This window comes from Brevibacillus sp. GCM10020057 (assembly GCF_042683565.1).
GTDB lineage: Bacteria > Bacillota > Bacilli > Brevibacillales > Brevibacillaceae > Brevibacillus.
The window spans coordinates 141,586-162,328 of sequence record NZ_JBHUJW010000011.1 but is presented as its reverse complement, the minus strand read 5'-3'; the positions used below and the strand labels follow the sequence as shown (position 1 = coordinate 162,328).

Sequence of the window (20,743 nt, the reverse complement as noted above, 5' to 3'; positions counted from 1 at the left end):
GCACCTGCCGCTCGCCTGCGGGAATACTACTCATGCAGTTACCCGCAAGGAGGGATCTTCGTGTCGAAAGGTGAACATACGTATCCGCAAGCTCCGGAAAAGACGCTGGACTCCAAGATGAGCTCCAAAATGATGGAAGTCGTCGGCTTTCAAAAGCCGAGAAAAACCGAACATCACAAGACGCAAAATCACGATCGTTAACTTGCCGAAACAGGCATATCCCGCCTCTCTCCTGGTTGGATGTGCCTGTTTTTTTCTGCCCGCAGAGCGACGAAAAAGACGCAGATGGACCTTTCGCATCCACGCAATGTGGTACTCCTCCTGCACATGAGGAGTATGTTTCCGCCATGCATATAAGCAGGTGATAATATTGTCAAAACCGGTTGCGAATTGTACAATAAATGGTGAAACTGCTGCTTGATATTTTCGTATATAGACATGTGGGATACAAATGAAATGAAAGGTATAAAATCGCAATCGTGACGTATATGAAGATAACTGTAAGGAGTGATGGTGAATGTTTTTCCATCCCATGGACTTTCTGATTATCATTGCGTTTGTGCTCTCTCTCTGGGCACAGTACCGGGTAAAGGGCACGTTTAACGAATACGCGAATGTCCCTGCCTCCTCCGGAATGACTGGCGCAGAGGCGGCGCGGCGCATGCTGGATGCCAACGGCTTGACGAATGTACCGGTCGAACACATCCCGGGTACGCTGACCGACCATTACGATCCGCTGTCGCGCGTCGTGCGTCTGTCCGATCCCGTGTACTTCGGCAACTCGATCTCATCCCTGTCGGTAGCCTGCCACGAGGTGGGGCATGCCATCCAGCACAAAGTGTCTTATCCGATGCTGGTAGCGCGCCACCGGATCTTTCCGGTCGTGAACTTCGCGTCGGGTGTCGCTCCACTGCTGCTGCTCGCCGGGTTCTTTTTGAAAATGGCTGGTCTGCTGCTGCTAGGCATCATTTTCTTCTCGGCGGCTGTCGCGTTTCAGCTGATTACGCTGCCGGTCGAGTTCAACGCCAGCAGCCGCGCGAAAAAGCTGATGGTGCAAATGGGCTTTATTCGCAACACCGAGGAGCGCGACGCCAGCAAGGTGCTTGGCGCAGCCGCCCTCACGTACGTCGCAGCAGCGTTGATTTCCGTCCTGGAGCTGGCGAAGTACATCATGATTTTCCGCTCCGAAGAAGACTGATACACAGATGCAAAAGGTACAGCCTCCCCGCTGCGGGCGCTGTACCTTTTTTGCATGGCTTGCGCTACAATGGCAGGGAGGAGGTTGGACCATGAATATCGGAATTATCGGATTGGGCAGTATTGGCCAAATGCTCGTGGCGGCTTTTTGCAAAAGCGCTGCAGTCGCTCCCGGGCAGCTGGTCGTATTCAACCGTACGCGGGAAAAGGCAGAACGTCTGCAGGCTGACTATCCGGTATCCATCGCCGAATCGGCCCAGGAAGTGTGCCAGCAGGCGGAGATCGTCTTCGTCTGCACGAAGCCTCTCGACATATTGCCTCTTTTGCGCGAGCTGTCGATCCCCGCAGGAACCCACGTCGTCTCCGTAGCGGCAGGCGTCAGCATCGCCGATCTCGAGCGTGTACATACAGGAGCGGTCAGCAAAGTCATCCCAACCGTCACTTCACAGGTGCTGCGCGGCGTCTCGCTGTACACTTGCAGCCAGCGCCTCACCCTGCAGCAGCGGGAAGCATTCTTGAGTCTCCTCTCCGCGATCAGCGTGGCCCAGGAAGTATCAGAGCGGGAAATCGAGACCGTGACGATCTTGACGAGCAGCGCCCCTGGCCTGATCGCAGGGATGCTCGAGTCGTTCGCCCAGGCCGCCGTACGCCGCACGCCTGAGCTGTCGATCGAGTTGGCCCGCAGCATGCTGGTCGAGACGATGCTTGGCACGGCCCTGCTGCTGCAAAAAGAACAACTCGGCTTTGACCAGCTGATCGAGCGGGTCGCCACGAAAGGCGGCATCACCGAAGAAGGACTGCGCGTGCTGGACAAGACGCTCCCGCGCGGCTTCGACGAGCTGTTTGCCATGACCGAATCCAAGCATGGCGCACTCAAACAAATGATACAGCAGCAAACTTCACCCCAATGATGCGTAAAAAGGAGATAGCAACGATGAAAATAGGATGGATCGGTTTGGGAAACATGGGCGTTCCGATGGCAAGCAACCTGCTCGCGGCAGGCTACGAGCTGTCCGTCTGGAACCGCACTCCGGAAAAGGCGAAGCCCTTAATCGCCAAGGGCGCGCGCATGGCTCCTTCTCTCTCCCGACTGGTAGAATAATCCGACATACTGTTTACAATGGTCAGTGACGATGAGGCTGCGCGCGCAGTCTACACCGGCCCCGAGGGAATACTCGCCGCTTCGTGCGCGGGCAAGCTGGCAATCGACATGAGCACGATCTCTCCACAGACGTCCCGCAATCTCGCAGCACGCTGTCAAGAGGCTGGCATGCGCTTTCTCGATGCCCCTGTATCCGGAAGCGTAGGGCCTGCCAGGGAAGGCACTCTCGTCATCATGGTCGGCGGAGAACAGGCGGACTACGAAGAAGCCAAGCCGCTCCTGGACAAGCTCGGCAAAGTCGCGTTCCATCTCGGCCCCAACGGCGCAGGCACTTCTGCCAAATTGGCGATCAATCTGCTGCTCGGCATCACCGTCCAGGGCGTCTCCGAAACGATTCTGTTCGCCCGCTCGCTGGGCATCGGCACCGAGCAGATGCTGAACATCATCTCCGAAAGCGCAGTCGGCACGCCACTCATCCGGGGGAAAGCAGCCTCCATCCTCGCTGACGACTACCCGGCTGCCTTTGCCCTCAAGCATATGGCCAAAGACCTGCGGCTGGCGAGCGAAGCCGGAGTATCTACACCACTTGCCGAGTCAGCGAACGCCAGCTACCGCCACGCTCTGGAAAGCGGACTGGGCGAGCTGGACCTGATGGCGATCCTCAAGCATTTGGAAGGCAGCAAGTAACGAGCCGGAGCATTTTTTGTCCGGCTGCACGGGATACGGCAGGAAATAACGGCCCCTGTTTCAGTCGCATTTTGCGTTGAAACAGGGGTTTTGTTCATTTGCACGCTACCGCATTTATTCGCCTGTACGCCGGGCCGGGGAAGCGACGAAGACACCAAAAAAGACCGGCACACAATTACCGGTCTTTCGCTGTCTCGATTCGCCTCCGCGCAGAAAGCAGACTGCACAGGCGAGCTGCCCGACAGACAAGCAGCCATTCTCGCGTGTCGCCTATTGCTCTGCCTTCAGAATCGCGTTCAATATTTTGGCATCCGCCAGCGCCCGTTTATCCTCGAGGACATCTCCCGGCTTGTTGCCCTGCCCGATAATGTACCCTTCAAACGGCGTGCCGACAAAGCCGAAAATGTACTGGAACTGCTGAATGAGCGGCAGTCCATTCACGCGTGGCTCATCGCCGCCTGTCGCGATCACGTACGCCTTCTTCTGCGGCATCGCCAGCTTGAAGTTGTAGCGCTTGTCGCGAAGCGTCTGCGACCAGCGATCGACGAAGTTTTTCATATGCCCGGACATGCTGTACCAGTAAATCGGCGTGGCGAAAATGAGCACGTCATGGTCCAGCACAGCCTGGATGACCTGGTCGTAGTCATCGTCGACTGGCGAGAAGCCTTCCGGATCGTGCCGCTGATCGCAAATGGGGCGAATCTCCTTTTCGCGCAGCAAGATTTGGGTGTGCGGCACCCCCTCCAGCACGAGCTGTGTCAATTGCTCCGTATTGCCGTTTTCCCGGGAACTGCCTTGCAAGACGAGTATTTTCATGTCTCTCACTCCATCTGTTCTACCTTCAGTGGCGGCGCTGCGCTCGGCTGACGCAGCCGCCATGCAAAAACCGCTGCGAAGCACAGAAAGCCCGCCGATAAAAAGTACGCCGTACGCGTGCCCAGCCATTCGGCGATGCCCCCCATGGCCAGGGCGGAAAAGCCAAAGACTGCAGAATCTATCGCTCCTTTGGCCGACATGACGTACGGAAGCCTGTCGGTTGCCGCAGCCTGCTGCAGGACGGTTTGCTTGGAAATGAGCAGCATTTGATAAAGCGGTCCCAAAACAAAAGAAAAGAACAGGGCCAGCAACGGATGTGTGCTGCTGCCAAAGCAAAGGGTCACGCCCCCTGCGCCGAGCATGCCGACGACAATCCAGCGCGGCAGTTGGCTGTTCATCCTGTTCGCAAAGGATAAAAGCAGCACGCTCCCAGCGATAGAGCCGAGCATATAGGCTGCGTTGATGTAACCCCACCACCGCTCCCCTGCTCCCAGTTCCTCCACCACAAACGGCAGCATGATCGCCGCGATCCAGACAGCGCTGGCTACGCCCATCAGCACATCCAGCGTGACGACCAGACGTACCGTGCGAACATCGCGTATGAACCGCCAGCCCGTCAGCCAATGGCCTTTATCCGAATCACTCTTATCATGCGCCGGTGCAAATCGTTCAAGCCGACGTCCAATCACAAGGGAGGTGCACCTCATTTCCAGGAAATTACCTCCAATTATAGTTCAGAACCCGTTCCCTGTACAGGAGTACGGCGGAAGTAGGTGTAGTACACCCAGCCAGCGTTGATCAGCAAAAAGACGCTCGTCATGAAGAAGACGCCCTCGATGCTGACGTAGCCTGCCAAAAAGCCGCCGATCATCGGGCCGAGCATGCTGCCGATGCTGACGAAGCTCTGATTGTAGCCGTAGACCCGGCTGACCATATGGGCAGGCGTCGCTCTGCGCAGCAAGGCGTTGACAGAGGGAAGCAGTCCTCCCAGAAAAAGCCCGAGCAAAAAGCGCAGGATGACCAGTTGCCAGACCGCTGAGACCAGCCCTTGCGGAATGAAGATGACCGCCGCCGCCACGAGCGCGAACAGCAGCACTTTTTGCGAGCCGAACTGGTCACCCAGCTGCCCCAGACGCGGGGATGCGAAGACGTTTGCCACCCCCATCGCCGCCTGGACGATCCCTGCCCACAGCGCGACCTTGGCGCCTTCCGAGCCGACCAGCTGGGAGATGTAGATCGGCAATACCGGCACGATGCTGAACAAAGCGAACTGAATCATCACGGTTACAAAAAAGAGCGCCGGCAGCTCCTTTGACGAGAAGATCATCCGGAAATCTTCCCGCAGGTTGGACCGGTCCTTTTTTTCCGGTGGAACAAAATTCTCTTTTACCGTAAACGTAATGACCAGTGTGGCCAAAAGCAGCAAGCAGCCCGTAATGACGAAAATCATGCGAAAGCCGATATGTCCTGCCAACACCCCGCCAAACAGCGGACCCATGATCGTGCCCGCCGTCACAGACGACTGGAGCATCCCCTGCGCCCAACCCGTTCGCTCCTTCGGGACAGACGACGCGACCAGGGCGGTGCTGGCCGGGATGATCCCCCCGACAAGCCCGTTAATCAGGCGCAAGGCCAGCAGCTGCCAAAGACTCCCGGCAAACCCGGTGAGCGCTACCGTGATCGACATGAAGTAGCCGGAGCGCAAAATCATGATCTTGCGCCCGTGTTTGTCTGCGAGATTCCCCCAGACGGGAGAAACGAGACCGGCCGTCAAAAAGTTGGCCCCAAAAATAAGCCCTGCCCACGTTGTCACCTGATGCGGGTCTTCGATGCCGAAGTCCTGCTGAATATACAGCGGCAAAAACGGCATGATCATACTCATTCCCATCATGACGACAAACAGGGAACTACATAACACGTACAAGTTGCGCCGCCATACTTCCATTGCATGCGCCTCCCTTCTCTCTACGCAGGAACCGTACGGCGCAAACCCGCAAAGCAATCAGCCATGTCATGCCCTTACGATCCCTGCTCCTGCACAGGGGCATTCCCCAGGTCCTGCACGCTCCACAAGCTGTAATAAACGCCCTGCTTTTCCAACAGCTCCTCATGCCTGCCCTGCTCGACGATGCGCCCTTTTTTCAGCACCACGATTTTGTCTGCATGGGTAATCGTCGACAGGCGATGGGCCACGATGATCGTCGTCCGACCCTTGGTCAGGCGGGACAGCGACTCCTGGATCATGTGCTCCGACTCCAGGTCCAGAGCGGAAGTAGCCTCATCCAAAATCAGAATGCCCGGATCGCGGAGAAATACACGCGCGATAGCGATCCGCTGCTTTTGTCCACCAGACAGCTTGACGCCGCGCTCTCCCAGCTCCGTGTCGTAGCCGTTGGGCAGCCCGCTGATAAACTCGTGGGCATTCGCCGCTTCCGCCGCACGCACGACCGCTTCCTCGTCCGCTTCCGGATTGCCCATCAAAATGTTGACCTTCGCCGACTCGCTAAATAAAATGTTGTCCTGCTGCACCATCCCGATGTGGCTGCGCAGGCTGCGCTGCTTAATATCCCGCACATCGATGCCGTCAACGGTGATCCGCCCCTTTGTCACATCCCAAAAACGCGGCAGCAGGCTAATCAGCGACGACTTTCCGCCGCCAGACATGCCGACGAGCGCGACGGTCTCGCCCGGCTCAATCGTCAGGTTGATGCCGTCCAGCACGAGCGGGCCATCGTCGCGGTAACGGAACGACACGTTTTCAAACCGCACCTCGCCGCGAATCCGTCTGGTCACCGGATCGACTGGCAGATCGATTGCCTGCGGCCGGTCGACGATGTCGTAGGACTCATCCATGAATTCAAACATCCGGTCCATGGAAGCGATCGCCTGCGTCAAGACCGTAGAGGAGTTGACGAGCCGGCGCAGCGGCGTGTACAGTCGATCGAGATACGCGTAAAAGGCGACGAGCGTCCCGACACTCATCGAACCGCCGATGACCTGATACCCGGCGTAGGCAATCACCAGGAGCGGAGCGATGTCCGTCACCGTATTGACGACCGCAAACGTATTGGCATTCCAGCGGGTGTGCGTCAGTGCCTTTTGCAGAAAATGGTTGTTTTCCCTGGCGAACTGCCTGTTCTCATGCTCTTCGAGGGCGAAGCTGCGAATGAGCGGCATCCCGTTGACGCGCTCGTACAAATGACCTTGCAGGCGGGCCAAAGCGGCCGATCGTTCTCTGGTCAGCTGGCGCAAACGCTTGTAAAAATATTTGACGGAAATGCTGTACAGCGGAAAGACGACGACCGCCACAACCGTAAGCTCGAAGTCCATGAAAAACATGATCCCCAGCGCCAGCACGATGGTGATCAGATCGAGCCACAGGTTCATGAGTCCCGTTTCCACAAAGCTTTTCGTCGATTCCACGTCATTGATGACACGGGAGATGACCTCCCCCGTTTTCGTGTTGTTGTAGTAGCGCATGGAGAGACGCTGCAGATGGGAAAACAGCTGATTGCGGATGTCAAACAAAATTCGGCTGGATACCCATTGTGCGTAATACTGCCGGATGTACTCCACAGGGGCGCGGACGACAGTAAACAGCAGAAAAGCCCCCAGCATGAGCCAGAACAGCTTCGTCATTTTTTCCGCTTGCGGGATGGGACTGGGAAGCAGGTCGTCGATGACGTACTTGATGAGGAGCGGCAGCAGCAGCGGAATGGAAAACTTGATGATCCCGATCAGGATCGTAGCTGCAATCTGCTTCCAGTAGGGCATGACGTACGTCAAATAACGTCTTATGCTCAAATCTTACACGCCCCCCTTTGCAAACAAGGAAATCCCTCCCCCGGATTCACAGGAAAGGGATTATTCCTCATCGTCTCGTACTAAAAGATAACGCTCGTACCAACGTTGAACGAAACCGCTTTGAAATGGCCCGCGCCGCGCACGTACCCAATCCAGCACCTCTCTCAAAGCGATCTGTACTTGTTCCATGACGACGGGAGGATAGTTCATCTGCTTGCTGTGCAAAAGAAACTCCTCTTCGTCCAGAATGGAATACGTCATGTCAGGATAGACTTTTACATCCAGATCGTAGTCTATGTAACTAAGCAGCTGCCCCTTCATGCTGAATGGCGAACCGATGTTACAGTAGTAGTAAATGCCGTCGTCACGAATCATGGCAATCGTGTTGAACCACTGCCCCCGGCCGAACGTACAAATAGCCGGCTCGCGCGTACGCCACTCCCGCCCGTCTGCTTCTGTCACCTTGACCCGATCGTTTCCCCCAATCACCACCGCATCACTGGTATGAATCAACGTGGATTTGTCCCAAATGCGGTGCAGCGAATGGTCGTGTTTATAACTTTCAATGCGGATATTGGAGCCCGGAGTTGGCGACATGACTCTCCCCTTTCTTCTCTTCACTATTTGAATGGGGACAAGCCTCCTTTAGGAAGAGAGTTTTTTGGAAAGTGTAACATATTTTTGCACCTCATAGCCAAGTGAATGATAAAATGGCAGAACTTCTGGGTTATCCTGATTCACCATAATCAGAACTCGATTGACGCCTCGTTGCTTGAATCGCTTCTCGATTGCTTCCACCAGTTGTCTGCCAATGCCTGTTCCTTGTTCACTTGGTAAAACGGCCAGCCGGTAAAAAAAGGCGCGAGACCCATCAATGGTGCCTACGACGACCCCGACCACCCTTCCTTCTTTTTCTGCAACCATCACCAAATCGCTGTCCCACGCCAATTGTTGGGCCAAATCGTTCAACGACTCCGCCTCCGATTGGTCCAAACCGGTTTCCCGCCAGATGCTTGTAATAGCCGCATAGTCACCGAGTCGAAACGGACGAATCAGCATACGTTGCCTCCTTCGTAGCCTTCTTCTACTATTGTACACCACTTACACAACTTTGTCTTGTCCGTCAGCAGGTCGAGTCTGCCGTCCCCGCAAGCAATACCGCCAGCGAGAACGCATCCTTTTCCACCAGAAGTTAATTATACAACTCCCCTCCTGCTCGCGCTACCCATTCGCAAGGAAGCACATGCTCCCTCGCGCTGCGTCCGGCAAGCCCTCCCTCCGCCAGGGAAACGGCAGCATGTCCTCCCTTTAATTTGTCAGAATTCATTTACTTTTGGAAGTTGGGCAAAAAGTGCTTTACATGAAGAAAAATTTCCCATATTCTAAGAATACGTTTTGCACACGACTACACCAAAGAAAGGAGGCACAACAATATGCTAACACTGCAAATTGTTCGTACTGTATTTATGGATCGCCCTCTGGCAAGTAAAACTGAATACGGCAGCGCCTCCTGGATCGACGAATTGTAGTTGTTCATTCGTATCTTCGACATTTTCTTTTCGTCAAATACCAGACCCCAGGCGTTGCAGCTTGTGGTCTTTTCTAATCAGCAGGCTTTTCTCCGAGACCGCATGACGTTGTTTTGCGGTTTTTCTGTGCTTAATATCATCCATTTTTTACCATTTTATTTGAGAGGAGGTGATTGCACATGGTACTTCACTTTTTGTTCTTTACCATCAAAATCGAGCGCAACCAGCCGAAACCGGCCCAGCGCATCGCCGCTTACGAGCGCTCCCGTTATCTGGAGCAGCGCGCCGAGGCTCAAGCTCTCGAAGCCGCACAGCTGATGATCCGCATCTAATACCACGACCCAATAACGTTCAGGAGGGATGATTTTTATGAAAAACAACAAAAGAAAGCGTCAGATGATGAGATTTACAGGGGTCAAATCGATAGACGGCGGCTGACTGACCAATTCCGTACAGATAGGAGGGAGATAGCATGTACATTCCCTTGATTTTTTTCTCGATTACCATTTCCATTGAAAAGCGGAAGTTGACTACTGCGCAGCAGGAAGCAAAATACAAGCAAAAGCTGGCGATTGCCCAGATGGAAGAAAGACAGCGCATGATCGCCTGTCAATATCCGGAATTTTGGTTCCGGTCATAAACAAGCGGCGGCAACCTGCCGAACCCGGAGGGCATGACCGCTTGGTTGCGCGCTTCCGAGGCGGCCGCTAAAAACGGGGCGTCCACCAGTCAGTTTACACTGACTTTCTGGACAGCCCCGTTTTTTTTGAGAAAGTGATCTTCCGGTGAAATGGCACCGAGAACTATTGCATTGGCACCCCGGACTTTCCGCTTTTGCGGTGCGTCGTTCCTAGCGCATCAGATCCCGAATTTTGTGGTGCGCCATGGGAAAAGTATAAGTATCCAGCTCTTCTGCCGGGACAAAGCGCGCATGCGGCGGCAGGTCGTCACCCTCGATCCACGAACAGGACCAGACTTGCATGTTCCATTGCAGATGGGAAAACGTATGCGTGACTTCTCCGAGCGCCTCCAGCACTTCAACTTCAACCCCGAACCGTTCCCGCAGCGCGTCGCAGAGCACGTCCTGTTTGGCAGATTCGCGCACGACGTCAGTCTCGACCATCGGAAATTCCCACATGCCGGCGAGCAGGCCTGTCTCGGGTCGCTTGTTGATCAAAACCTGCCCGTCCCGCATCACGACACCCACTTGCAGATGGACAGGGCGGGGAGGCTTCGCCTTTCCTTTGATCGGCAAGTCTTCCTGGACGCCTTCCTGCCGTGCGATGCAGTAGTCGAACACCGGACAGGTCAGACATTGCGGGGTGCGCGGCACACAGACCATGGCCCCCAGCTCCATCAGCGCCTGGTTGAAGTCTCCGGCCCGGCCTTGCGGGATGACCTGGCGCACGAGATACTCGATCTTGACCCGCGTCGCCGGCTTGGCGATGTCGTCTGTCAGGTAGAGCAGCCGGGAAAAGACGCGCATGACGTTTCCGTCGACTGCCGGCTCCGCTTTTTCGTAGGCAATGCTCAGGATCGCACCTGCTGTATACGGACCGATCCCTTTCAAGGTGGAAATTTCCTCTGGCGTATCGGGGACGACTCCACCGTATCGGGCCTGCACTTCCCGCGCAGCCGCCTGCAGATTGCGCGCCCGCGAGTAGTAGCCGAGCCCTTCCCACGCCTTGAGCACTTCCTCCTCGGGAGCTTCTGCCAATGCGCCTACGGTCGGGAATTTCTCCATGAAATTCGCATAATAAGGTTTGACCGTTTCCACGCGCGTCTGCTGCAGCATGATCTCCGACACCCAGACGCGATACGGGTCGCGGTTGATCCGCCAGGGCAAATCGCGCTTTTGCGAATCGTACCACGCGAGCAGGTCCGACGAGAACCCGAAGACGTGGAACTGCTCCGGCAAGGTATACGGCAACTCTTTTGGTTTTTTTCTTGCCATTTTTGGTATGAATGCTCCTTTTTCGTTATCGTTAGATGTCGCGGAATGCCCAGACGTGCAGCTTGGCAGCTCCTCCCGCTACGCAATCGCAAAAGGCTTCGTCCGCCTGTCGCCACGCCTTGATCTGCTCGTACTGTTCGGCAGAAGAGACCGCGAATGACTCGACGAACAATCCCGGCTGGTCGATACCCTCCATGCAGCGGTAGCCGGTTGCTCCCAGGGCAGCCAGCCGATCTGCCATTCCTGCGAGCTGTGCCAGCGCTGCCGATCGCTTGGCGGCATCGAGCCTGTATTCGATAAACACCGTCAGCATGCTTGTGTCCTCCCTTTCGAGGTCAATTCATTCTTCATCATACTTTTTTGCGGAATGCGGGACAAGGTCGCAATTTTTTTCAAGTGGGGCGGGAATTCTCCTGTCCTCCACGCTATAATAAACAATAAGCAAACCTGTATCACGAAAGCCACAGATTGCGAGGAAGGAAAGGAGGAGTACTCCGATTCCATGGATACCGCCACGCACTTTGCCATGGGCTTCGGATTGGCCGGTCTCGCCTATCTCGATCCTGTCGTTGCAGCTACTCCCGGACTTGCGGAAGCTGTCATGCTCGGCACTGTCATAGGTTCACAGGCGCCTGATCTGGATGGCCTGATCCGCATACGCGGCACCGCAGCTTACGTACGGAACCATCGGGGCGTGTCACACTCTGTCCCGGCTATCTTTCTTTGGACAGGAGCCCTGTTCGCTCTGATTCAGGCAATGATGCCACAGGCTGCATGGCTCCATTTATTGTTCTGGATCTTTTTGGCGGTCTGCCTGCACGTCTTCGTCGACTTGTTCAACTCCTACGGAACCAAGGGGTTGTACCCGTTTCGGGACAAATGGGTTGCGCTGAACGCCATTTTCATTTTTGATCCGTTTATTTTTGCGGCTCATCTCGTGGGCTTCCTGCTCTGGGCCGCCGGGCAGCAGCCGGGACGAGTGTTCCTGTTCATTTACGTCATCATCGCTGTCTATTACTACTGGCGCATTCAGGCACAAAAGCGGACAACAGAGCTTGTCCGGCAGCGAATCGGCAAATCCGGTACCTATACGATTATCCCCACGATCTCGTGGAACCATTGGACGTTCGTCGCCAAAACGGAGCATCATTGGCATGTGGGCGAAGTTCATTCGGGCGATGTCATCATCCTAGACACCTTTGCCATCAAGCCGGAAAACGCGGTCGTCGCAGCTGCCAAAAGAAGCCGCAAAGTGCAATCGTTCCTCTCGTTTACCCATCACGCCCACGTGGAGACAACGGAGCGGCCCTTCGGCTACGAGGTGAAGTGGATCGACCTGCGCTACCGTTCGCGCTACCACGGAAAGAGCCATTACATGTTCGTCGCAGTGGTATACCTCGACTACGATCTGCAGATTCGGGATGAATTCGTCGGCTGGATTCACCGCGGAGAAGAACAGCTGACCAAAAAAATGAATCCGAACCGCCAGCTTGGCTAAATCAGTCGCCGCCTTGTTCCGGGCGGTTTTTTTGTGCCATTTGGCGCAGCGAAACATTCTGGCATGCTGACCTGCTCTTTCTCCGAAAAACTGCCCCTTTTGAGCATATCAACATTCTTCTACGATAGGGCTATCGATTTCAGTCAAGATGGAGGGAATTGCATGATGCCACTTCGTTATGCCAAACGTACGCTGACCGACCAGGAGCAGATCGATGCCTTTCTGGCCCGGGCCAAGGTCGGCAGCCTGGGATTGTCCAACGGCTTTGCGCCGTACATTATTCCGCTGAACTTCTGCTGGTGGAGGGGCAACATTTACTTTCACGGCGCAGATTCCGGTCGCAAGGTGGAGATGATCAACGCCAACAGCCGGGTGTGCTTCAGCGTCTGGGAGGAATACGGAACGATCGCGGCCCCGGTGCCCGCCCATACGGACACCGCGTACATGAGCGTCTTTCTGTCCGGGACGATCGAGCGCGTCGTCGATCCGGAAGAAATGCGGGATGCCATGCAGGCGATGCTGGACAAATACGTCCCCGGCTACTACTCGGAACCGCTCTCGCTGCAGCATGTGGAAAAATACCGCTCTTCCCTGGGCAGCTTGACCGCCGTCTTCCGGATCACACCCGACAGCCTGACAGCCAAAGGCAACCCGCTGCCCGAGGAAAAGCGTTTTTATCCCGGGCGGACGGTCGAAGCGGACACAAGAAAGAAAGACTGACGCCGCTTTGGGAGAGTGCATATGAAAGAAGGGTTGCCATCGGCTTCGCACCGATCGCAACCCTATTTGTATGAGCAGATGTTTTACTGCCCGCCTCTGGCGGTATGGGCGAAAACAGCCCGGATGATCGTTTCCCAATCATCTGCATGGATTTCATGCCCCGTTCCTTCAAGCGTCAGCAGCTCTGCCCCCGGGATGGAGGCCGTCAGTGCCGTCGCATGTGCAAACGGGAGCACTGTATCATGCGTCCCGTGAATCACCAGCGTCGGAGCGGCGATCTTGGCCTGCATACCCTCGAATGAATCGTCTCCGCGGAGCAGCGCGTGGTTGAACATGCTCAGCAACTGCTTTGCCCGCCTGATTTCCGCCGTGACCTGCCTGTGTACCCGCTCTTCCTCGAACACATGCGCCGGACCGCAGAGCAGCGCGGAGCCCGCAACGAGGTACCGAGCCACCGCTTCTGTGTCCGCCCAGTCCAGGCTCGCCCCCTTCGCATGGTAGGCGAGAATGCGTTCATCCATCGGCGGCAAGCCGCGATGATTTTCATCCGAGCCATACAGGCTGGAGGCAATCAAGGTCATGGTCTGCACACGCTCTGGATGGTTCACGGCGATCACCTGCGCGATCATGCCGCCCAAGGACATCCCCACGAGATGCGCCTTTTGCACCTCGTACGCATCCAGCAAGCCAACCGCGTCCTCCGCCAGATCGGCAACCGTGTAGTTCGACGTCCCCGGCGGATAAACCGTCGAGCGCCCGACATCGCGGTTGTCGTAGCGGATGACAAAGCGCCCCGTATCGGCCAAGCGCTGGCAAAATTCTGTATCCCAGTATACCATCGAGCACATGGCTCCCATGATCAAAAGGATTGCCGGATCACGCGGATCACCAAAGCTCTCTGCACAAATTTCCACGCCATTTACGTGATGAACGGTTTCACGACCCATGTTTCATTCCTCATTTCATTCGCTATGTTGATTTGCTTATCGTTCCAGCCCAAAGAAACCCATGCCTCTTTCCTGAAAAAAAAGCATGCGTCTGTCCATGTAAGCAATGAACGATTAGCGCAGGCGAATGAAATGGATAATCATGTTTCGTACACTCCTCGCGTTCGTGTGCGGGTTTGCACCCATGCTCATTGTAGCACATCTCTCCCACGATGAGGCTGCCAAATGAAGCAGTTTTTCACTGCGGATATTTTGCAAAAAAACAGCGGCACACGAGATTTACCCGCGTGCCGCTTCTGTGGCTTGTGATGCTTCTATCATTTGCCTGCAAACATGCTGGTGTCAACCAGATAAGCGTTCAGCCCCGCGCCTTACAGTTCGGCCGGCGCGGTCATTCCGGTCGTAATCGCCAGCCGGTTCCACGCGTTGATCGTGTTGATCGCCATAAGCAAGGCGACAAACTGTTTCTCGTCGAAATGCTCCCGGACCTGTGCGTACAGTTCATCCGAGACGCCTCCCAAGGAAATTTGCGTCACGGCCTCTGTGAGCGCCAGGGCAGCCCGCTCCGCATCCGTGTAAAACGTCGCTTCTCTCCAGGCGTTCAGCAAATAGATGCGCTGCTCGGTTTCCCCCAGCTTGCGCGCGTCCTTGGTGTGCATGTCGAGGCAAAAGGCGCATCCGTTGATTTGCGAAGCCCGGATTTTGACCAGCTCCATGAGATGTTTGTCGAGACCGCACGACTCAACGTACTTCTCCAATTGCAGCATGGCTTTATACGCCTCTGGATTGGCTGCACGGTAATTCATTCTTGCTTTCATGTGGATCGTTCCCTTCTTATCGAAATTGGTTTTACAACTTCAAGACGAGGGACGCTCCAGCTTTGTGACAACGCAGCATTACGCTTCGTTTTTGCCGAACTGCCAGATCGTATGGCTCAAGCTGCCGTAGCGGAAGCTCATGTGCAGACGAGTGGCGACGCGCTCGTCATCGGCTGCCCCCATGGCGTACACGAGCGGAATGAAGTGCTCGGTGCCATAGGCGGGAACTGCCTTCTCCGCATGCGGAGCCAGGGAGCGGTACTGCGCCAGATCGGTCACATTCCAGTCCGTCAGTGTCTTTTCCAGCCAGTCCTCAAACTGCAAGGCCCATTCAAACGCTCCCTCCGAGGTCTCCCGCATATTCAGGTACGAAAAGTTATGGATCGTACCGCCGCTGCCGATGATCAGCACGTCTTTGGCCCGAAGCGGACTGAGCGCTTTGCCGATTCGGTACTGCTGCTCCACAGTCAAATTCGGATTTACCGACAATGACACGACCGGGACATCCGCATCAGGGTACACTTTGCACAGCACGACCCAATGGCCGTGATCGAGCCCGCGCGACTGGTTCAGCCGTGCAGGAACGCCGGCAGCCTGCAGCAGTTCCAGAGCTTCTGCGGCAATTTCCTGATCGCCTTTGGCCGGATACTGGATTTCATACAATTCCTGGGGAAATCCGCCGAAGTCGTGAATGGTCGGAAACTGCTCCATAACCCCGACTTCTTGCGCAAAAGACTCCCAGTGCGCGGAGAACATGACGATCGCGCGGGGGCGGCGAGGCAAGAGATTCGGCAAATTGCCCAAGGCTTGTGTATAGGAATTGTTCTCGATCGCGAGCAAAGGCGCTCCGTGAGCGATAAACAGGGATGGCATCATGAGCGGGACACTCCTGTCTTTAGTTTTTTTATTTGGTTACTTTTCATAAGTATTATAGCTCATTCTGCCGTTCAGTGATCATGATGTACAATTCTATATAATCTGATATTTCTTTTAACGCAATCAGCTGCTTCTTTATTTATGCAAATCAAACCCCTTTAGCAATCTATCTACTTGATTTTTCTTGCCTCTTAAACCTATTCCAACAAGATTTAGTTCATTTGTTTTGAATTTCGCGACCATCGCACGATTGTCCTCGTCATTATAAGTATGAAACAATTCTTCGGTATATATGGTAATAACTACGTCTTTTGTTAGAGCTTTTTCTAATAGCTCATTCATTCGTTCGCCAGTAGAAGAATGAATGATAATGGGTTGCTGTGACATGGGTAAATATTGAACATGATCCTTATCCAAATAGGGTTGTCCAATAATATCTTGAGTTCCCGCAATTCCACTCATGAGGAATGCCGTTACGTTTAATTTTTGCCACATCTCAAGGTCTTCCCTTAAAACAATTTTAATTTTGGTATCGAATTCCATAATTACTCTACACCTTTCTTTATAACCCAATTTTCAAATTGTAAACGAAGTAGTAAGATCCCTTCAGTTTAAACATGATAAATATTCAAATGCTGTCGTTCCATATACACTTTTGAAATGTTTATTTAGATGAGTTAAATCAACAAAACCACATTCAGTTACTGCTGAATAAATATCCCTATTTTTTTCGATTAACTGTTTTGCCCGTTCTATCTTGCAATTAAGGAAGTATTGATATGGTGAAATTCCAGTATGGGCTTTGAAGAATCTGATAAACTGAAATTTTGATAACCGAAGTTCTTCACAAATCTCGTCAAGTTTCAGTACCTTGTCTAGGTTGGAATGAAGCATATCCTTTGCTTTTCTAATTAGAGGGGCATCCTTCTTATTATTTGTAGAAAGTTCCGTTTGAATAAGGCTATCTGTGAGAGACAAAAGTAATTCACTGCACAAAGCCTCGTCTTTTTCGGTTAGGATTGCATGAGAAAGACTTACTATTTTTTGTTTCAATCTATGATCATACACAATAGGAGTCGAAAAACGCACGATATCCTTTCGCTCGATCACCTGTAAAAACAATTGCGGGTCAATATATAACATCACATAATCAAGACCTGTTTCATCATGTGCCATTCCGTCATGTGCCTGTTCTGGATTAAAAAGCATAACACCATTTTGATAGGATAATTGTAAACTGCCTTCCAAGTTATATTGTTGAATTCCCCGCAGGGTTACACCTATTGCATACTCCTCGTGACAGTGTTTTTTATACGCAAAAGTAGTAATACTTGCTGACAGCGCGGTAATACCCGCCGACTTTTTATAGATAAATTTGCTCATCCCACTCACCTCTTCCCTACATCCAAATCATGATTGCAGCAAAAGCTAAAAATAATGCCATCATTACATTAACAGTCTTTTTACGTTTCTGTAAAAAGTGTTTGAATATTGTACCAAAAAGAACCCACGTAACAAATGCTAAAAATCCAATTAGCGTTATCGCTATCACACTTAGTGTCACCGCAGGCATTGCGCTATAGTACGGCATAACATAGCTGGGAAATACAGTCATTGTAAAAAGGACCACTTTTGGATTTAAGAATTGCATAAGAAAGCCTGATATAAAGGTGCCCGTTTGGTTTACAGTCGGTCCTGATGTATCCATTTTGTAAATTTGATAAGCGAGGTAGAACATATAAATGGTTCCGATGATCTGCATAATCATTAAGATTTTAGGTATGAGCGTAATCAGCATGGTATTTAACATGGCAGAAACTGCAAGTAATACCCCAAAAGCAATTGTTGCTCCATAGGTGTATTCCATTGCTTTTTTTGTACCAAAATTATTCACGGTGGATAATATAACGATGTTAGTAGGTCCTGGTGTAAAAGTAACAATAATACAATATATCAACAAAGATGTAATATTCATGAGAAAAACTCCTTTCAAGTATTCTCATGTAATTTACACCTTAATTTGAAACGGGATATAGTATATTATTGCAGGATGCTTCTATACCGTTCACTCTGCAAATTTTCGTGCAGAAAAAAAGCGGAGGAAGAGAACCGGATGCGAACCGGACACTTTTTCTCCGCTTTGCCTGCTCTACTTTGCGCGATGCTCACAATTCTTTTGCCCCTGCGAGCTCCTGCTCGTTTTCAGGAAGGCGGCAGAGCGTCTCCAGCAGTTGGTCGACCGCTAACCTCTCTCGCTCCCGCTGCGCGTCACTCCAGCCCAGCCTGGCCCCCATCAGGCGGATAACCGCGTCGGCCCTGTCCTTTGCCTTCTTCACCTGAAAATAGGTCCAGCTGGTGCGCAGTCGCAGGAAATCGACTGCTGTCACTGTCATCTCCTCTTCGATAGCATACGACAACTGCGCCTGGAGCAGCTGTTCTTCCCCCAGCTTTTGCCCTTTTTCCCGGACGGCTCCCAGACGGTTGTAAATCTTCACTGTATTCGTACCGTATGTGTCGATCCATTCCTTCGCCGTCTCAGAATCGACTCCTTTGGCTGCGCCCATGCGCAAAAGCTGCTGCCTGCAATCCGCATAGCTGTCGTGGCCCATCCGCTCCCCCCCGCTGATGACGGTCTGTTCCGTGCGGCATGCGTCAAACCGGCGTCCCTGCTCCTTTGACAGGTCGGCCGCCACCAGATCCACCACTTTCTCCGCCATTTTGCGATAGCCCGTCAGCTTTCCGCCCGCGATGCTAATCAGACCGGATTCGGAGAGAAAGATCTCGTCCTTGCGGGACAGTTCGGACGGTCCTTTGCCTTCCTCGTAAATGAGCGGGCGCAGCCCGGCCCAATGCGAGACGACGTCCTTTGCTTCCAGCTGTGCGTCCGGGAACATCGCAATTACGGCTCGCAGCAGGTAATCGCGGTCTTCTTTTGTCGTCCGCGGCTGGTCGATGTCCAGCTTGTAGCTGGTGTCGGTCGTCCCGATATACGTGATGCTGCCCCGGGGAATGACAAACACCATGCGGCCGTCCGGGGTATCAAAGTACGTCGCTTGCGCCACAGGCAGCTTCTCTTTTTCCACGACCAGATGGACGCCTTTCGTCAAATAAAGGCGCTTTCCTTTGAGCGATTTGTCCAGCTCGCGCACCCCGTCCACCCACGGGCCCGTTGCATTGACGATTTTTTTCGCGTAGATGTCGTACGTCTTGCCGGACAGGCGATCTGTTACCTTGACGCCCACTGCCTTCTCGTCCCGGTACAGAAATTCGATCATCTGCGCGTAGTTGACGACGCTCGCTCCCTTGCTCCAGGCCGTCTTCATGATGTCCAGCGTAAGCCTCGCGTCGTCGGTCCGATACTCGTAGTAATAGCCTGCCCCCTTCAAGCCTTCTTTTTTCAACAGCGGCTCGAGGCGCAGCGTCTCTTCCCGGCTGAGCATCTTGCGCCGTTCCTTGCGCTCTACCCCTGCCAGCCAGTCGTAGATGTAGAGGCCGACCGAAGCCGCCAGATACCCGTACGTGCCCCCTTTGTATACAGGGAGCAGCATCGGTGCCGCGATGACCAGATGCGGCGCGTTTTTGTACAGGATCGCCCGCTCGCGGCCTACCTCCCGCACGAGCTTTACATCCCCCTGCTTCAGATAGCGCAGCCCGCCGTGAATCAGCTTCGTGGAACGGCTGCTGGTGCCAAAGCCAAAGTCGCTTTTTTCCACCAGCCCGACGCGAATGCCGCGCTGGCATGCATCCAGAGCAATTCCCGCTCCGGTAATCCCTCCACCGATTACAAGCAGGTCCAATTCCCTCTCTGCCATCCCGGCGAGAACTGCAACCCGGTTATTCGCTGAAAAATTTGTGTCCATCTCCGCTCTCCCTCCCCTCCAGCATACGCTGAACCCAACTCATCCTTTCTTGCTGTGCACAAAAGAAAAACCCCCGATGGAAAAAAGCAACCTGATTGCGTCAAACTGCAGTTTCTCCAAAGGGGGGCCTGTTCTCTGCCCTCTCGTCCCTTCCCGGTTGTATAAAAAGGCTTGCCGCACGAATGCGACAAGCCTTTGCTTTTGCCGATGAACCGCAATTACTTCGCAGCAGCGAAGCGTTTGCTTACTTCATCCCAGTTTACAACGTTCCAGAACGCGTTGATGTAGTCAGGGCGTTTGTTTTGGTATTTCAGGTAGTAAGCATGCTCCCAAACGTCCAGTCCGAGGATTGGCGTTTTGCCTTCCATGAGCGGGCTGTCCTGGTTTGGCGTGGAAGTGATCGCTACTTTGCCGCCATCTGCTACCAGCCAAGCCCAGCCGGAACCGAAACGGCCGGTTGCTGCTTTTGCGAATTCTGCTTTGAAGTTGTCGAAGCTGCCGAAAGCTGCGTTGATCGCATCAGCCAGTTCGCCAGTTGGTGCGCCGCCGCCGTTCGGGCTGAGGATTTCCCAGAACAGGGTGTGGTTCGCATGTCCGCCGCCGTTGTTGCGAACTGCCGTGCGGATCGCTTCTGGCAGAGCGTCGAGGTTGCTGATCAGCTCTTCGACGGATTTGCCTTGCAGGTCAGCGTGGCCTTCGAGAGCGGCGTTCAGGTTGTTCACGTAGGTTGCGTGGTGGCGTCCATGGTGAATTTCCATTGTTTGAGCATCGATATGCGGTTCCAGGGCATTGTGCGCGTAAGGCAATGCAGGAAGTTGATGTGCCATTGTAACACTCCTCCTCGAAATATGTATGGGTCAATCTTCGCCTTTATTATAATGCATCGCGTCCACTTTTACAACAAATCGGTATGCTAAGTATCGTAATCTATTATT

At 53.7% G+C, this 20,743-nt stretch carries 24 protein-coding genes and 1 pseudogene; 9 read left to right on the top strand and 16 right to left on the bottom strand.

All coding sequences use genetic code 11. From position 1 onward, the window contains the following. Positions 1-60: 60 nt before the first annotated feature. From ACFSO0_RS04365 to ACFSO0_RS04345, 5 genes and pseudogenes are all read left to right on the top strand, one after another. Positions 61-201: a hypothetical protein gene (locus tag ACFSO0_RS04365; RefSeq protein WP_376876860.1), complete on the top strand. Its 141-nt coding sequence runs from the start codon at positions 61-63 to the stop codon at positions 199-201. 316 nt (positions 202-517) lie between these two features. Beyond that, positions 518-1,198: a zinc metallopeptidase gene (locus ACFSO0_RS04360; protein WP_376876857.1), complete on the top strand. Its 681-nt coding sequence runs from the start codon at positions 518-520 to the stop codon at positions 1,196-1,198. A gap of 91 nt (positions 1,199-1,289) precedes the next feature. Continuing rightward, positions 1,290-2,108, top strand: a complete 819-nt coding sequence (locus ACFSO0_RS04355; protein WP_376876854.1) for a pyrroline-5-carboxylate reductase dimerization domain-containing protein — start codon at positions 1,290-1,292, stop codon at positions 2,106-2,108. Then, positions 2,105-2,602: pseudogene (locus ACFSO0_RS04350) on the top strand (NAD(P)-dependent oxidoreductase); the annotation flags it as partial. The gene ACFSO0_RS04355 and the pseudogene ACFSO0_RS04350, both read left to right, overlap by 4 nt. Next, positions 2,579-2,986, top strand: coding sequence for an NAD(P)-dependent oxidoreductase (locus tag ACFSO0_RS04345; protein ID WP_376876929.1), 408 nt, complete (start codon positions 2,579-2,581; stop codon positions 2,984-2,986). The pseudogene ACFSO0_RS04350 and the gene ACFSO0_RS04345, both read left to right, overlap by 24 nt. A 270-nt stretch (positions 2,987-3,256) precedes the next feature. On the opposite strand, the gene ACFSO0_RS04340 is transcribed toward ACFSO0_RS04345, so the two are convergent. The 6 genes from ACFSO0_RS04340 to ACFSO0_RS04315 form a co-directional block, all read right to left on the bottom strand. Then, a complete protein-coding gene (locus ACFSO0_RS04340) occupies positions 3,257-3,802 on the bottom strand; it encodes a flavodoxin family protein (RefSeq protein ID WP_376876851.1) in 546 nt (181 codons plus the stop codon). Between the two features lie 5 nt (positions 3,803-3,807). Beyond that, positions 3,808-4,491, bottom strand: coding sequence for an MFS transporter (locus ACFSO0_RS04335; protein ID WP_376876848.1), 684 nt, complete (start codon positions 4,489-4,491; stop codon positions 3,808-3,810). Between the two features lie 38 nt (positions 4,492-4,529). Beyond that, positions 4,530-5,747, bottom strand: a complete 1,218-nt coding sequence (locus ACFSO0_RS04330; protein ID WP_376876845.1) for an MFS transporter — start codon at positions 5,745-5,747, stop codon at positions 4,530-4,532. A gap of 74 nt (positions 5,748-5,821) precedes the next feature. Continuing rightward, positions 5,822-7,606 (bottom strand): ABC transporter ATP-binding protein, encoded by a 1,785-nt coding sequence (locus tag ACFSO0_RS04325; protein ID WP_376876842.1) that lies wholly within the window; start codon positions 7,604-7,606, stop codon positions 5,822-5,824. 60 nt (positions 7,607-7,666) lie between these two features. Then, positions 7,667-8,203, bottom strand: a complete 537-nt coding sequence (locus ACFSO0_RS04320; protein WP_376876839.1) for a DUF402 domain-containing protein — start codon at positions 8,201-8,203, stop codon at positions 7,667-7,669. 48 nt (positions 8,204-8,251) lie between these two features. Continuing rightward, positions 8,252-8,665, bottom strand: coding sequence for a GNAT family N-acetyltransferase (locus ACFSO0_RS04315; protein WP_376876836.1), 414 nt, complete (start codon positions 8,663-8,665; stop codon positions 8,252-8,254). Between the two features lie 649 nt (positions 8,666-9,314). Between ACFSO0_RS04315 and ACFSO0_RS04310 the strand changes: the two genes are divergently transcribed. Both ACFSO0_RS04310 and ACFSO0_RS04305 read left to right on the top strand, forming a co-directional pair. Then, positions 9,315-9,467 carry a hypothetical protein gene (locus tag ACFSO0_RS04310; RefSeq protein WP_376876833.1) on the top strand — a complete coding sequence of 51 codons (153 nt, stop codon included), beginning with the start codon at positions 9,315-9,317 and terminating at the stop codon, positions 9,465-9,467. 140 nt (positions 9,468-9,607) lie between these two features. After that, positions 9,608-9,775 carry a YrzI family protein gene (locus ACFSO0_RS04305; RefSeq protein ID WP_376876830.1) on the top strand — a complete coding sequence of 56 codons (168 nt, stop codon included), beginning with the start codon at positions 9,608-9,610 and terminating at the stop codon, positions 9,773-9,775. A 210-nt stretch (positions 9,776-9,985) separates the two neighbouring features. Here ACFSO0_RS04305 and mutY read toward each other — a convergent pair whose 3' ends face one another. Then, positions 9,986-11,089, bottom strand: coding sequence for an A/G-specific adenine glycosylase (gene mutY, locus ACFSO0_RS04300; protein ID WP_376876827.1), 1,104 nt, complete (start codon positions 11,087-11,089; stop codon positions 9,986-9,988). 31 nt (positions 11,090-11,120) lie between these two features. After that, on the bottom strand, positions 11,121-11,402 hold the full coding sequence (locus tag ACFSO0_RS04295; protein WP_376876823.1) for a hypothetical protein: 282 nt from the start codon (positions 11,400-11,402) through the stop codon (positions 11,121-11,123). A gap of 189 nt (positions 11,403-11,591) precedes the next feature. Between ACFSO0_RS04295 and ACFSO0_RS04290 the strand changes: the two genes are divergently transcribed. Both ACFSO0_RS04290 and ACFSO0_RS04285 read left to right on the top strand, forming a co-directional pair. Beyond that, on the top strand, positions 11,592-12,587 hold the full coding sequence (locus tag ACFSO0_RS04290) for a metal-dependent hydrolase (protein WP_376876820.1): 996 nt from the start codon (positions 11,592-11,594) through the stop codon (positions 12,585-12,587). A gap of 162 nt (positions 12,588-12,749) precedes the next feature. After that, a complete protein-coding gene (locus ACFSO0_RS04285; protein WP_376876817.1) occupies positions 12,750-13,307 on the top strand; it encodes a pyridoxamine 5'-phosphate oxidase family protein in 558 nt (185 codons plus the stop codon). Between the two features lie 83 nt (positions 13,308-13,390). Here ACFSO0_RS04285 and mle read toward each other — a convergent pair whose 3' ends face one another. The 8 genes from mle to ACFSO0_RS04245 all read right to left on the bottom strand — a co-directional run bounded on the left by mle (position 13,391) and on the right by ACFSO0_RS04245 (position 20,635). Beyond that, positions 13,391-14,254, bottom strand: coding sequence for an alpha/beta fold macrolide esterase (gene mle / locus ACFSO0_RS04280; RefSeq protein ID WP_376876814.1), 864 nt, complete (start codon positions 14,252-14,254; stop codon positions 13,391-13,393). 371 nt (positions 14,255-14,625) lie between these two features. Continuing rightward, positions 14,626-15,072: a carboxymuconolactone decarboxylase family protein gene (locus ACFSO0_RS04275; protein ID WP_376876811.1), complete on the bottom strand. Its 447-nt coding sequence runs from the start codon at positions 15,070-15,072 to the stop codon at positions 14,626-14,628. Between the two features lie 78 nt (positions 15,073-15,150). After that, a complete protein-coding gene (locus ACFSO0_RS04270) occupies positions 15,151-15,948 on the bottom strand; it encodes a dioxygenase family protein (RefSeq protein WP_376876808.1) in 798 nt (265 codons plus the stop codon). A 135-nt stretch (positions 15,949-16,083) separates the two neighbouring features. Further along, entirely contained in the window at positions 16,084-16,491 is a 408-nt protein-coding gene (locus ACFSO0_RS04265) for a DUF2000 family protein (protein ID WP_376876805.1), read from the bottom strand. A 63-nt stretch (positions 16,492-16,554) separates the two neighbouring features. Continuing rightward, positions 16,555-17,331 carry an AraC family transcriptional regulator gene (locus tag ACFSO0_RS04260; protein ID WP_376876802.1) on the bottom strand — a complete coding sequence of 259 codons (777 nt, stop codon included), beginning with the start codon at positions 17,329-17,331 and terminating at the stop codon, positions 16,555-16,557. Positions 17,332-17,347: 16 nt separating this feature from the next. Then, positions 17,348-17,923: a LysE family translocator gene (locus tag ACFSO0_RS04255; RefSeq protein WP_376876799.1), complete on the bottom strand. Its 576-nt coding sequence runs from the start codon at positions 17,921-17,923 to the stop codon at positions 17,348-17,350. Positions 17,924-18,113: 190 nt separating this feature from the next. Further along, complete coding sequence (locus ACFSO0_RS04250) at positions 18,114-19,808, bottom strand: glycerol-3-phosphate dehydrogenase/oxidase (RefSeq protein WP_376876796.1); 1,695 nt, start codon at positions 19,806-19,808, stop codon at positions 18,114-18,116. A gap of 218 nt (positions 19,809-20,026) precedes the next feature. Further along, a complete protein-coding gene (locus tag ACFSO0_RS04245; protein ID WP_376876793.1) occupies positions 20,027-20,635 on the bottom strand; it encodes a superoxide dismutase in 609 nt (202 codons plus the stop codon). Positions 20,636-20,743 lie beyond the last annotated feature (108 nt).

Coding starts and splice junctions, on each gene's coding strand:
- ACFSO0_RS04250 (WP_376876796.1), bottom strand. CDS start 19,808: ATGGACACAAATTTTTCAGCGAATAACCGGGTTGCAGTTCTCGCCGGG.
- ACFSO0_RS04330 (WP_376876845.1), bottom strand. CDS start 5,747: ATGGAAGTATGGCGGCGCAACTTGTACGTGTTATGTAGTTCCCTGTTT.
- ACFSO0_RS04255 (WP_376876799.1), bottom strand. CDS start 17,923: ATGAATATTACATCTTTGTTGATATATTGTATTATTGTTACTTTTACA.
- ACFSO0_RS04270 (WP_376876808.1), bottom strand. CDS start 15,948: ATGATGCCATCCCTGTTTATCGCTCACGGAGCGCCTTTGCTCGCGATC.
- mle (WP_376876814.1), bottom strand. CDS start 14,254: ATGGGTCGTGAAACCGTTCATCACGTAAATGGCGTGGAAATTTGTGCA.
- ACFSO0_RS04265 (WP_376876805.1), bottom strand. CDS start 16,491: ATGGAATTCGATACCAAAATTAAAATTGTTTTAAGGGAAGACCTTGAG.
- ACFSO0_RS04275 (WP_376876811.1), bottom strand. CDS start 15,072: ATGAAAGCAAGAATGAATTACCGTGCAGCCAATCCAGAGGCGTATAAA.
- ACFSO0_RS04320 (WP_376876839.1), bottom strand. CDS start 8,203: ATGTCGCCAACTCCGGGCTCCAATATCCGCATTGAAAGTTATAAACAC.
- ACFSO0_RS04315 (WP_376876836.1), bottom strand. CDS start 8,665: ATGCTGATTCGTCCGTTTCGACTCGGTGACTATGCGGCTATTACAAGC.
- ACFSO0_RS04295 (WP_376876823.1), bottom strand. CDS start 11,402: ATGCTGACGGTGTTTATCGAATACAGGCTCGATGCCGCCAAGCGATCG.
- ACFSO0_RS04360 (WP_376876857.1), top strand. CDS start 518: ATGTTTTTCCATCCCATGGACTTTCTGATTATCATTGCGTTTGTGCTC.
- ACFSO0_RS04290 (WP_376876820.1), top strand. CDS start 11,592: ATGGATACCGCCACGCACTTTGCCATGGGCTTCGGATTGGCCGGTCTC.
- ACFSO0_RS04260 (WP_376876802.1), bottom strand. CDS start 17,331: ATGAGCAAATTTATCTATAAAAAGTCGGCGGGTATTACCGCGCTGTCA.
- mutY (WP_376876827.1), bottom strand. CDS start 11,089: ATGGCAAGAAAAAAACCAAAAGAGTTGCCGTATACCTTGCCGGAGCAG.
- ACFSO0_RS04340 (WP_376876851.1), bottom strand. CDS start 3,802: ATGAAAATACTCGTCTTGCAAGGCAGTTCCCGGGAAAACGGCAATACG.
- ACFSO0_RS04310 (WP_376876833.1), top strand. CDS start 9,315: ATGGTACTTCACTTTTTGTTCTTTACCATCAAAATCGAGCGCAACCAG.
- ACFSO0_RS04355 (WP_376876854.1), top strand. CDS start 1,290: ATGAATATCGGAATTATCGGATTGGGCAGTATTGGCCAAATGCTCGTG.
- ACFSO0_RS04245 (WP_376876793.1), bottom strand. CDS start 20,635: ATGGCACATCAACTTCCTGCATTGCCTTACGCGCACAATGCCCTGGAA.
- ACFSO0_RS04285 (WP_376876817.1), top strand. CDS start 12,750: ATGATGCCACTTCGTTATGCCAAACGTACGCTGACCGACCAGGAGCAG.
- ACFSO0_RS04305 (WP_376876830.1), top strand. CDS start 9,608: ATGTACATTCCCTTGATTTTTTTCTCGATTACCATTTCCATTGAAAAG.